We start from the raw sequence: 12,411 nt of genomic DNA on the forward strand, positions 1-12,411 counted from the left end.
ATCCAGCCTCCCACAACCCTTACAGTAATTACCTCCCGCCCCTCACCACTCAACAGGCCGAGCGTTAGCTCGCCTGAAAGTTTTTGATCTGGCTTTTGATTCACCCGCCCCCTCGGGAGGCTGAGTGGAGATGTGCATCCGGGGAGTGGCGCGTAGCGCCGTTCGACGCAGTCGAACACGCTGCATGTAGGTCGTAGCGAAGCCAACCTGCGGGCAGTGTCCCCGGATGGATACCGGAGCGAAGGAACGCCGAGCCTTAGCGAGGGGCCGGACGCTCGGGGCGAGCCTTTTTGGGTACTTTTTTGGCGTTCGGTACGTGTCAAGGTACCTGTCGCCTTGGTACTTCCGCTGCTAACCCATTGCGCCGTTAACTTCAGGGCGTTCTGGGTTCAAATACACCGCATCTGCCAGCTTCCAGTTGCGTGTCCTGGTACTCCAGCGGCTCGGATTCGCTTCCCTGGCCTCTTCATAAAGCGCTGCTCTAGCTTGTAATAAAGCCGTCGCTTTGCCTTCGTGTCGCTCGTTTGGTGTCACGTATTTCAAGGCACTGTGGCGGTGATCTTCGTTGTACCACTCGATGAATTTCTGCACCCAAAGCCTTGCATCAGTCACCGTTTCAAAAGGTTGATCCGGCCAGAGTGGGCAGTACTTAGCGGTGCGGAACAGTGCCTCGGCATAAGCGTTATCGTTGCTCACCCTAGGCCGGCTAAAGGATGGCTCGACGCCCAGCGCAACCATACTTTCACGCAACAAAGAACCTCTCATCACGTGCCCGTTATCCGAGTGCAGCACCAGCGGGCGACCCGCTGTGTGTTCACGTAAGCACCCCTTTCTGAGCAGTTCGCACGCGTGTTCGGCGCACTCCACCTCATGTACTTCATTGGCGACCAGCTTGCGGCTGTAGACATCCTTGACCATGTACCAGTAGAAAAACCGGCCTCTGACGGTACTTGGCAACCAGGTGATATCCCAGCACCACACCTGATTGGGGCTGTCAGCGCGATGAGTCGTCAGCACCCTGCGTTTCGGGGCTTTGGTTCTGCCACGACGCACGTTTTGGTTGGCGGTTTTTAACACACGATAAAACGTCGACTCCGAAGCAAGGTAGATGCCTTCATCGGCCAGCTTAGGAACGATTTGGTGCGGGGTGAGGCTGGCGTAGCCAGCCTGATTGGCGGCATCAAGCACTGCTTGGCGCTCCGTCTCACTGAGCTTATTAGCCGGAGCTGCCCGTTGAGCCAGTCGTCGTCGATCACAACCAGTGTGTCGCCAGCGTTGGACTGTGCGCAGGCTCAACCCCAACTCATTGCACGCTCGATATCGACGAGCGCCATTCAGTACCGCGTCTGCAATCAACTTCATGGCTTGCGTGCGATCAAAGGCGTCGATCAGTCTTCCTTGTCCTTGCCCCAGATCGCATTGGCTTTTTTTCTGAGTGCCAGCAAAGCCTCCGCCTCAGCACGCCCAGCATCTGACCGGATCAACTGACGCTCCAATTCTTTAATCCGCCGTTGTTCGGCAGTTTTCTCTACATTGGGTTTCAGATCAGCAAGAATATTGGCGTTTTGGCAGATCTCGCGCCATTGACGGATTTGCTCCGGGTAGATGCCCTTGAGCCGGCAGTACTGAGAAATCTCCACCTCACTCAACGGTGCTGTTTCCATCACAGCGTTGAATTTATCGGCGCTGGACCATTGATCACTGGTCTTGCCATTTCCTGGCACGATCAAACCTTTATCTCTAGCCATTTGTCTCCAGTTTCGCAGTGACTGAGGCGTGAGATTAAGTGCAACGGCGAGTTCCGCCACTGAGCGATTGAGGGGCGGCATCATTTGCAGGACGACCCAATCTTTGAAGTCTTCGTTATAGCGCTTGGACATTGCTAAACACCTTCGCCCTCTTGCATGAGTGAGTCAATCAACAAGGGCGACAGGTAGCCTGACACGGAGGGCGTTTGAAAAAAGTGCCTCGCCGTAAGGGCGAAACCGCCAGCGGCCGTTACCGCAGAAATGGATATGTACACCGAGGAAGAGAATGGTCGTCTGTCAGGACGCCATCGCAGGCAAGCCAGCTCCCACAGTTTGATCTGGGTACATCTTATGGAGATTGGTCGTCTGTCAGGACGCCATCGCGAGCAGGCTCACTCCTACAGTTTTGGACGGTGTACATCAGTAGGCAGTCAAAGCAGAAAGTCAGTTCCCACAGGGTCCGAGTGAACCCTGAGGGAGAAAAAACCAGACTCAGGCCAGACTCTTGCTCACGACTTCAAACACATCGCTGGACAACTGACCCGAAGCACGAATCCGCTCCAGCTCGCCTTTCATCAATGCCTGACGCGCATCATCATACTTGCGCCAGCGAGTCAGCGGCGCCAACTGCCGGGAAGCGATCTGCGGGTTAAACCCGTTCAACTCGATCACCAGATCCGCCAGGAAGCGATACCCTGAACCATCCGCCGCATGGAAGTTGATCAGGTTCTGCCCGGCAAACGCACCGATCAGCGCGCGTACCTTGTTCGGGTTCTTCATGTTGAAGGCCGGATGCTGCATCAACTGACGCACACGCTCCAGACCACCCGGCAACGCACTGCCCGCCTGAACACTGAACCACTGATCCATGACCAGCGGATTGTCCTTGAAGTGCTCGGCAAAACTCGCCAGTGCCTTGGCCTTTTCTGCTTCAAACGACGAATTGACCAGCACCGCCAACGCCGTCAGGCGCTCGGTCATGTTATCGCTCGCCTCGAACTGCTCAAGCGTCGCCGCCAACACTTCCGGCTTGCCGCTGAGCATCAAGTACGACAGCGCAATGTTCTGCAACGCGCGACGAGCAAAGTGCTCGGCTTCGGCCACATAAGGGGTCTTCTTCGACAGGTCACGATTAGCCTGATAACGCAGCCACAATGCCTCAAACAACCCTTCAGCCAATTGCTTGCGAGCAAACTCACGGGCAATGTGAATCGCATCGACATCAGCCACTTCGCTGATTTCAGTCAGGTACGCCTCACCCGGCAACGAAAGCATTTCCGCAACCATGGCCTGGTCCAGCGTCTCGTCCGACAACACCGTGCGCAAAGCAGAAATCAGGCGCTGATCCAGCACCAGCGTTTCCCCCGCCTGATGCTGGGCAATCAGCTCTTGCAGCACTTGCACCGACAGTTGCTGACTGGCATCCCAGCGGTTGAAACCATCGCTGTCATGCTGCATCAGGAACATCAGTTGATCGCGGTTGTACGGGAAGCTCAGTTTCACCGGCGCGGAGAAACCACGCAGCAATGAAGGCAACGGCTGTTCAGCGATGTCGATGAAGGTGAACGTCTGCTCGGCCTCGGTCACCGAGATCACCCGCGATGTGCCCTGAGCGCTGGCTTCGCCGGACAGGCGCAAGGCAATCGCCGCGCCTTTGGCGTCCAGCAGGCCCAATTCCACAGGAATCACGAACGGCAGTTTTTCAACCTTGTCCGGGGTCGCCGGGCAGCTTTGACGGAAGGTCAGGCTGTAGGTTTTCGCCGCCGCGTCGTAGGACTCGCTCACTACCAAGCGCGGTGTACCCGCCTGGCTGTACCAGCGCTTGAATTGCGTCAGGTCGACACCATTGGCGTCTTCCATCGCCTTGATGAAGTCGTCGCAGGTCACCGCCTGGCCGTCGTGGCGGTCGAAATACAGGTCACTGCCTTTGCGGAAGCCATCGGCCCCGAGCAAGGTGTGAATCATGCCGACCACCTCCGAACCCTTTTCGTACACGGTCAGGGTATAGAAGTTGGAAATCTCGATGAAGCTGTCCGGGCGCACGGCGTGGGCCATGGGACCAGCGTCTTCGGCGAACTGGTGTGTGCGCAGGTAAGCCACGTCCTGGATGCGCTTGACCGTGGCCGAGTTCATGTCCGAGGAGAATCCGGCATCGCGGAACACGGTGAAGCCTTCCTTGAGCGACAGCTGGAACCAGTCACGGCAGGTCACGCGGTTGCCCGACCAGTTGTGAAAGTATTCGTGGGCGACGATGGCTTCGACGCGCTGGTGCGCAGCGTCGGTCGCCGTTTCGGCGCGAGCCAGCACGGCGCTGGAGTTGAAGATATTGAGGCCCTTGTTCTCCATGGCGCCCATGTTGAAGTCGTTGACCGCGACGATCATGAAGATGTCCAGGTCGTACTCGCGACCGTAAACCTCTTCATCCCAGCGCATCGACTTCTTCAGGCTGTTCATGGCGTGCTGGCACTTGTCGATGTTTTCCGGCTCGACGTAGATGCGCAGTGCCACGGAACGCTCGGTCATGGTGGTGAAGGTGTCTTCAACGCACCACAAATCACCGGCCACCAGCGCAAACAGGTACGCCGGCTTCATGAAGGGGTCTTCCCAAGTCGCCCAGTGCCGGCCGTCTTCGCCAGGGCCCGAGGCAATCGGGTTGCCGTTGGACAGCAGCACCGGATAGCTGTGCTGCTCGGCGACGACCGTGGTGGTGAACTTGCTCATCACGTCCGGGCGATCGAGGTAATAGGTGATCTTGCGAAAGCCTTCGGCCTCACACTGGGTGCAGAACATGCCGCTGGATTTGTACAAGCCTTCCAGCGCGGTGTTGGTTTCCGGGTGAATCCGCACGCTGGTGTCGACCGTGAACGTGGTGCTGGTCGGGTGCAGGGTCAGGTGATTGTCCGTCAACTGATAGTCGCTTTCGCTCAGCTCGCGATCAGCCAGGGTGACCGACAGCAGTTCCAGCTGCTGACCGTCCAGTACCAGCGGCGGCAAGCCAGGGCCGCGCTCGGGATTGCGGCGCATCACCAGTTGCGCATGGACCAGGCTGTGGTCCTCGAACAACTCGAAGGTCAGGTGCGTCTCGTCGATCAGGTACTCGGGCGCCTGATAGTCTTTCAGGTAAATCATCTTCGGTTGTTCGGTGCGCATGCTGGAGTCCTTACTGATGCACGGCGAGCTGATAAGCCGTGTATTTACGAATATTGATCACGCCGGTGTCGAAGATCAGGTATTGGCCCTTGACTCCCAACAGCGTGCCTTCGGCAATCGGATTCTTGTCCAGGTTGAAGCTGACGATCTTGGCCGGGTATTGCTCGACCGGATAGCGGATTTCGAGGGTTTCTACGTCGGCAATGGTCTGAATCGCTTGTAGGCCAAATCGTTCCTGCAGGGTTTGCAGGCCCTCGGCGCAGCTGTCGAACAGTTGATCACGCACTTCGGCCAGGTCCACCGACACCGCTTCGCCCTTGAGCAAGGCGCGCCAGTTGGTCTTGTCCGCCACCTGGCTGCGGAACAGGTCTTCGACGAAACCCGACTGCTGGCGGGTCGACACGCGCATGATCGGCAACGCCTGACGGGCACCCTGATCGATCCAGCGGGTCGGCAGCTGGGTGGCGCGGGTAATCCCGACTTTCACCCCCGACGAGTTGGACAGGTACACGATGTGGTCGGTCATGCAGAACTTCTCGCCCCACTCCGGCTCACGGCAGGTGCCAGCGTCGTAGTGGCAACGCTCGGGGCTCATGATGCAGATGTCACACTGCGCCAGTTTGGTCATGCACGGGTAGCAATAGCCCTGGCTGAAACTGGTTTTGGTCTTGCGCCCGCAATGGGAGCAAAAGATCGCCCCCAGGTATTCCAGGCGTACGGTGGTGCCGATCATTGGATTGACCGGCACCTCGACATCGCCCAGGCGAAACGCATACTGCACGTCGGACCCGTCAAGACGCGACGACATTTTACTGATTGCACCGCGGCCAATCTCGATCAATGGATGGCATCCGATTTGAACAAAATGTTCGGTACGCTGATCGACTTCGAACTGCATTCCTGCGGGCCCATGTAACCGGTGCGCTGGTCTTCGGGCAGGTTCTGGATTTCCCAGGCAATCATCGCTTGCAGCGACAGTTCGCGTTGTTCGGCGGTGAGTTTGCCACCGTCGGACCATTTGCCGATTTCCACCGCCAGTTTCAGGCTCTGGTAGATCTCGGGGGTGATGTTTTGGATCATTTCGTTAAAAGAGGACATCAGGGTCTCCGCGCTCTTTACTACATAAACTGATTTAGGCGGCCAGTTTACGGCGGTTGTACAAACCACCCAACAAACCGGTCAGGCATCCGACGAGCAACCCGCCGACGTGCGCCGCATTGGCAATTTCACCGAAGCCGATCATCGAGACCAGCCCGGACAGGCACAGCACCAACCACACCAGCATCATCACCAGCACGCCGCGCGGCAGGCGATAAGCCGGGTTCGGCGACAACAACTGGAAGATCCAGCAATGCCCGAGCAAGCCGTACAGCACGCCGGACAAGCCACCGAACAAGGTCGGACCACTGAAATAATACTGGGCATAGTTTGAGACGAGGCTGAACAGCAACGTCAGGCCGATCAGGTTGATGCTGCCCTGACGCGATTCGATGCGCCGGCCCAGCTCCCAGTACCACATGCCGTTCATGGCCAGGTGCAGGATGCCGAAGTGGATCAGCATCGGCGTTATCAGGCGCCACCACTGCCCTGCCGCCAGGCTGTCGGCCAACGGTACGAAACGGATGTACTCGCCGACCACGCGAAAATCGAGGAAGGTCAGCCAGCGCATCGTGTCGAGGTTTTCGCCCAGCAGCGTCACCGCACCCACCAGGATACTCAGCAGCAAAATCGCCGCGGTCGCCCTGGCGTAACGCAGTTGCTCGACGAAACCGGGGCGCCGAGTGGTTTGCGCTGCCGGAATGTCGAGCTGCTGATCGGGATCACCGGCCGGAAAACGTTCGTACAGCGAACGCACGTCTTCGCTGATGTTGGACGGCACCCACAGCACTTGCTCGCCCGCCTCCTCGCTGACGCGGTGCGGCACCTGCATGCGCTGCAGCAGTTTGACGAACCCGCTCAAATCCACCGCCAGCGGCAGGCGTAAAACGGCAACCACACTCATTGCAGCACCTCCGGCCGTTCGACATCGACCCAGACAAATTTATGCGGATCGAGCCGGGTTTCCTGATCCAGCCGGTAGGCGACCAGTTTGCCGTAGAGCACGGCGCTGTAATCCAGGCAGGCCAGGTTCGGGCGAATCGGCGCCGGTTTGCCGCTGCGCCAGTAGTGGCCGACGAACAACAGTGGCTCGTCGACGCCATAGCGCAGCAAGGTATTTTTTTCCGTGGACGACAGTGGCGTCCTGGCCACGGGCTCAGGCAATGCGTCGGGCTGGAACACAATGTCTCCGTAGGTTTGCGGGTCGTCCTCCCAGAATTTGGTGCGGAAGAACGAACGCACCAGACCGTCGCCGCTGGTCATGGTCAAGCCATCGGGCAAGCGCATGTCGGTGCCGCGCAGCAACCGGTCGAACACGGTGCAGGCGAAACTGCCCGGCACGGCCGAGGCCTGGAGGAAATGCTCATCGACGCAACCGTTGGGAAACAATCCGCGCAACGGCTCGATCAGGCCCGAATCCCAGCACGCATGCACCACCCGGAAGCGCCCGGCATCGACGAACAACGGCATCTCGTAGAACCATTGCAGGAAGTCATGCCAGTCACCGGGATGGTCTTCGAACTGGGTCAGGGTTTCACCCAGCAACCGGGCATGACGCGGCGTGTGTTCACGGACGAACTGCTTGCCGCTGCCCGGTGGCGCCGGCGTGCTCCAGCCCAGCGCGTTGAATTCATGGTTACCCATGATGCACAGCGCCTGGCCGGCCTCGACCATGTCATGCACGATGTGCAGCGCCTCGCGAATCCGCGGGCCGCGATCAATGATGTCGCCCACAAACACGGCCATGCGCGACGGATGCCGCCAGACGCCACCTTGCTTGTGGTAACCGAGCCGGTCGAGCAAGTGCTCAAGGGTCAGAGCGCAACCGTGCACGTCACCGATCAGGTCGTAGCTACGCGCGGGATCGAGCATCAGTCGCCTCCACCACCCAATCGACTGCCCCAACCGAGCTTGGTCCGGCAGACTTCGTAGTAGTTGTGGTCAAGCGGATGGATCAGCCGCAGCTTCTGCGCTTTTTTGCTGATGGTGATGGTGTCACCCGGCGCGCAGGTGAAGTGGTTCTGCCCGTCACAGGAGACTTGCGGGTAGATCTGCATATCTTTGGACACGACGATTTTCAGCTCACTGTTGCCATCGACCACAATCGGCCTGCCCGACAAGGTATGGGGGTACATCGGCACAATCACAATAGCGTCAAGCTTGGGGTGCATGATCGGTCCGCCCGCCGACAGCGCATAGGCCGTCGAACCGGTGGGCGTCGCGACGATCAGGCCGTCGGCCTTCTGGCTGCAGACGAACTGGCCGTCGATGTAGAGTTCGAACTCGATCATTCGCGTTGATTTGCCGGGGTGCAGCACCACATCATTGAGGGCATCGCCCTGACCGATGGCTTCGGCGTGCCGGCGGACTTCGGCTTGCAGCAGGAAGCGATTTTCCACCAGGTAGTGGCCATCGAGCACTTCGGCGACTTTGACTTCCAGCTCATCAGGGCGAATATCGGTGAGGAAACCGAGGCTGCCACGGTTGATGCCGAGTACCGGTATGTTGTGCTTGGCCAGCGCGCGAGCGGCGCCCAGCAGGCTGCCGTCGCCGCCGACCACAATCACCATGTCACACACTTCGCCGAGCATCTTGCGGGACGAGGTTTGCAGGCCATGACCGGGAAGGACTTCGGCGATGGTGTCTTCGAGGATCACATGCAAGTGACGATCGAGCAGAAACCGTTTCAGTCGGCGGACGGTATCCAGCACTTGGGAACTGCCCAGGCGACCGATGATGCCGATATTACGAAATTGCTCCATGGGGTTCCTGCAAGGACGGCGAAAAAGACGATTATGGGCGAAAGCGCGAGATAGACAAAATCCTTTCAGCCACAAGGGTGTACTCATGTTTAGGGCTATGCTCGCAAGATGATCCTATTTCCCGATTTGCTCTCGTTGCCCCATCAGTTGCGCCACCCCGAAGTGCGCGACCTGGCCTGGGTCATCCTCGCGCCGCCGATGCTCGTTGATACGCCCTGGCCGCAGCGGCATCCGCTGGCCGGCAGTGAATGGGTGCAAGAACCGCAACGCCTGGAACGCTGGTTGCGGCAACTGGACCGTGACAGTTATGACTTGCTGCACTGGCTGTCCCAGGCCCGAACCCGGCGCTTGGGCCTGTATTACGAGCGGCTTTGGCAGTACGCGGTGCGTCACGCGCCGGGAATCGAGTTGATCGCCGCCAACCTGCCGATTCGCCGTGAAGGCCACACGCTGGGCGAACTGGACATGCTGCTGCGTGACCGCGACGGCGTGCATCACCTGGAACTGGCGATCAAGCTCTATCTGGGGCCGCAACATGGCGACGGACACGACACCGCGCAGTGGCTCGGCCCCGGCTGCCATGATCGACTGGACCGAAAACTGGCGCACCTGGCTCAGCATCAATTGCCCATTTCTGCCCGCGTCGAAAGCCGCGAAGTGCTGGCGGCCCTGGATATCCAGCAGTTCAGCGCCCACTTGTGGCTCGGCGGTTACCTGCTGTATCCGTGGCCGGGACAGGCCGAACCGCCCGGCGGCGCCCATCCGCAGCATTTGCGCGGTAGCTGGCTGCATCAGAAGGACTGGGCGGATTTTGTCGTGCAGCGCCCTTTCGGTCGCTGGCAGCCCCTGCCCCGCCATGCCTGGCTGGCGCCGGCGCATTATCCTGCGGAGCAGACCTGGAGCGTCGAGCAATTGAATGCGTGGCTCGGTGCTCTGGAGCCGTTGGCGCCGGCGCAGTTGTTGGTGCGCCTGACCGAAAATGCCGAGGGGGATTGGGAGGAAGCGGAGCGGTTGTTTCTGGTGGCGAATCTTTGGCCGAATGTGCCGGGTAATGGTTGAGGTTTTGTAGCGCCTGCTCGCGATGAAGCCAACTCGGTCTAAACGGATAACCGCAATGCCAACGCCGCCAACGTCACCAGCAAAACCGGCACCGTCAACACCACCCCGACCTTGAAGTAATACCCCCACCCGATCCGGATGCTCTTGCGCTCCAGCACATGCAGCCACAACAACGTCGCCAGACTGCCAATCGGCGTGATTTTCGGCCCCAGGTCGCTGCCGATGACGTTGGCGTAAATCATCGCCTCCTTCACCACACCACTGGCCTGACTGGCATCGATCGACAGCAAACCAATTAGCACCGTCGGCAAATTGTTCATGATCGAAGACAGAATCGCCGTCAGCACGCCCGTGCCCATGGCCGCACCCCATACGCCGTAATGGGCAAAGCCATCGAGCCATCCCGCCAGATACCCGGTCAGGCCGGCATTGCGCAGGCCATACACCACCAAATACATGCCCAGCGAGAAAATCACGATCTGCCACGGTGCTTCTTTCATCACCTTGCGCGTGGAAATCTTGTGGCCGCGCGCGGCGATACCCAGCAACAACGCGGCGCACACCGCGGAAATGGCGCTGATTGGAATACCCAGTGGTTCCAAGGCAAAACAGCCCACGAGCAGGATCACCAACACCACCCAACCGGCATAAAACGTCGCCTTGTCATGGATCGCCGTGGCGGGCAGCTCCAGTTGTTCGGGGTCATAGTCCTTCGGAATGTCGCGACGGAAGAACCACAGCAGCATCGCCAATGTGGCCGCGACGCTCACCAGGTTGACCGGGATCATTACCGCCGCGTAACGGTTGAACGTGATGTGGAAGAAGTCGGCGGAAACAATGTTCACCAGGTTCGACACCACCAGCGGCAGGCTCGCGGTGTCGGCGATGAAACCGGCGCCCATCACGAACGCCAGGGTCGCCGCCGGGGAGAACCGCAGCGCCAACAGCATGGAAATCACGATGGGCGTGAGGATCAGCGCCGCGCCGTCATTGGCGAACAAGGCCGAGACCAAAGCCCCCAGCAACACCATATAAGCAAACAGTTTGCGCCCGCTGCCCCGCCCCCAACGAGCCACATGCAACGCAGCCCAGGCAAAGAAACCCGCCTCATCCAGCAGCAAACTGATGATGATCAGCGCCACGAACGTGCCGGTTGCATTCCAGATGATCTGCCACACGATCGGGATGTCGCTCAGGTGCACGACACCGAAAATCAGCGCCAGCACGGCACCGAATACCGCACTCCAGCCCACGCCCAGGCCTTTGGGTTGCCAGATCACCAGAGTGATGGTCAGCAGGAAAATGAGTGAGGCGATGAGCATGCAAAGCAACCTTGCGCGGAAAAACAAACCGCGATTCAGCCGCAACGCTCGACCAGAGTAAAGCCCCAATTTCGACACACCACGATCCCGTAACAGTTGATGGGCAGCGCGAGGCTCGCGTAGCAGCCTCGCGCTGCTCGTCAGCGGCTACAACAGGAGGGTTACAGTCGGATGACATGGCCTTGCATTGGCGCGACCTGGCCGTTGAACAGCCGTGTGATCACCGTCTGCGCCGCCTCATAACCGTCACTCTCCACCACCTCCAGCAGTGGATTGGCAGGCGCGGTCACTTGCCCATAAAACCGCTGCAACCCCTCGCCGATATGTTGACTGACCCGTTCCGCTCCCCACTCTGCGTTGCGCTTGCGCAGCTGGACCGGGGCGAAAAAGAACACCGGTTGCGGCCCTTCAATGGCGCTCAGTTGTGCCTCGTCGGTGCTTTGCGCGGAACCGGCGAAGCAGCTGTACACCAGTTGCCCGGCGAAATGCTGATGCACCCGGTCACGCAAACCCAGGTCGCCGGAAAAATCCACGTACAGCGTGGGACGATCATTGGCCAGGCTCGCCAGTTCGGCGTACGACACCGTGCGCTCATAACAACCGAGCGCTTCGACGAAGGTCTTGTTGCCGGCCGAAGTCAGCGCAACCCGTTCAATGTTGGGGTGGTTTTCCAGGCACACGGCGGTGCCATAGGCGGTTTTGCTCGAAGCACTGGAAAATACCAGCCGGGTCGCACCGAAAAACTGATTGTCTTGCAGGAAATCCGCCAGCATCGACGACGTCAGAAACAGCGGTTTCAGCAAAATCTGCAGGTTTTCGGTGTCGGGGCTGTAGTACGGATCCCAACTGCACCGGGTGTACTGGTTGTAGGCCGAGGTCAATGCCTGCCGGTGTTCGGCGGCGTCATAGAAACCTCGGTCGGTGACGCGCTCGGGATGCATCCACAGATGACTGGCAATCGGAAAGTAGCCGTAGAAGCGTTCTCCGACCGCGACCCCCTCCACGGTTGACGCGATCACATCGGCAAATCCCCACGCCGGAATGTGTGCCCATTCCTCAAGCCCTGTAGGAAAGAACCCCCAGTAGTTCATCGAATCGCCATAAGCGGCGTAGGTGATGTTGTTGGTGGTCAGCGCACAGCGGTCGATTTTCAGAATCACCTCCCCTTCGGCAGGAACGAGACTGCGCTGCTCCTGTTCGATTCGACTCTGGTCGAGGGCGTTTTTGCGGGTGATCAGCCGTGTTACCGTGCTCGGACTTTGCATCTTTCAG

10 protein-coding genes are annotated in these 12,411 nt (G+C 59.2%); 1 reads left to right on the forward strand and 9 read right to left on the reverse strand.

Annotated elements, in window-relative coordinates; translation table 11 throughout:
• Positions 1–351: 351 nt before the first annotated feature.
• From AB4N43_RS03825 to AB4N43_RS03855, 7 genes are all read right to left on the reverse strand, one after another.
• A protein-coding gene (locus tag AB4N43_RS03825; RefSeq protein WP_460153221.1) for an IS3 family transposase occupies positions 352–1,880 on the reverse strand; the annotation gives its coding sequence in 2 pieces (ribosomal slippage) (positions 352–1,421 and positions 1,421–1,880; 1,530 coding nt in all).
• Between the two features lie 360 nt (positions 1,881–2,240).
• The gene (gene pepN, locus AB4N43_RS03830; protein ID WP_460153223.1) at positions 2,241–4,898 is read right to left on the reverse strand and encodes an aminopeptidase N; all 2,658 of its coding nucleotides are present in this window, start codon (positions 4,896–4,898) and stop codon (positions 2,241–2,243) included.
• 10 nt (positions 4,899–4,908) lie between these two features.
• Positions 4,909–5,739: a DUF2797 domain-containing protein gene (locus tag AB4N43_RS03835; RefSeq protein ID WP_027923404.1), complete on the reverse strand. Its 831-nt coding sequence runs from the start codon at positions 5,737–5,739 to the stop codon at positions 4,909–4,911.
• A complete protein-coding gene (locus AB4N43_RS03840; RefSeq protein WP_027923403.1) occupies positions 5,736–5,996 on the reverse strand; it encodes a YeaC family protein in 261 nt (86 codons plus the stop codon). The genes AB4N43_RS03835 and AB4N43_RS03840 overlap by 4 nt, the downstream gene beginning before the upstream one ends.
• A 34-nt stretch (positions 5,997–6,030) precedes the next feature.
• A complete protein-coding gene (locus AB4N43_RS03845; protein WP_027923402.1) occupies positions 6,031–6,900 on the reverse strand; it encodes a rhomboid family intramembrane serine protease in 870 nt (289 codons plus the stop codon).
• Entirely contained in the window at positions 6,897–7,871 is a 975-nt protein-coding gene (locus AB4N43_RS03850) for a metallophosphoesterase (protein WP_371258947.1), read from the reverse strand. Before AB4N43_RS03850 ends, AB4N43_RS03845 begins: the two co-directional genes overlap by 4 nt.
• Complete coding sequence (locus AB4N43_RS03855; RefSeq protein WP_027923400.1) at positions 7,868–8,758, reverse strand: NAD(+) kinase; 891 nt, start codon at positions 8,756–8,758, stop codon at positions 7,868–7,870. The genes AB4N43_RS03850 and AB4N43_RS03855 overlap by 4 nt, the downstream gene beginning before the upstream one ends.
• A gap of 108 nt (positions 8,759–8,866) precedes the next feature.
• On the opposite strand from AB4N43_RS03855, the gene AB4N43_RS03860 reads away from it, so the two are divergent.
• The gene (locus AB4N43_RS03860; RefSeq protein ID WP_460153226.1) at positions 8,867–9,817 is read left to right on the forward strand and encodes a DUF1853 family protein; all 951 of its coding nucleotides are present in this window, start codon (positions 8,867–8,869) and stop codon (positions 9,815–9,817) included.
• Positions 9,818–9,855: 38 nt separating this feature from the next.
• On the opposite strand, the gene AB4N43_RS03865 is transcribed toward AB4N43_RS03860, so the two are convergent.
• Both AB4N43_RS03865 and AB4N43_RS03870 read right to left on the reverse strand, forming a co-directional pair.
• Positions 9,856–11,139: an arsenic transporter gene (locus tag AB4N43_RS03865; protein ID WP_027923398.1), complete on the reverse strand. Its 1,284-nt coding sequence runs from the start codon at positions 11,137–11,139 to the stop codon at positions 9,856–9,858.
• A gap of 161 nt (positions 11,140–11,300) precedes the next feature.
• A complete protein-coding gene (locus AB4N43_RS03870; protein WP_460153228.1) occupies positions 11,301–12,404 on the reverse strand; it encodes a DUF2855 family protein in 1,104 nt (367 codons plus the stop codon).
• Positions 12,405–12,411: the final 7 nt, after the last annotated feature.

It is taken from the genome of Pseudomonas sp. S2_B07 (genome assembly GCF_054668435.1).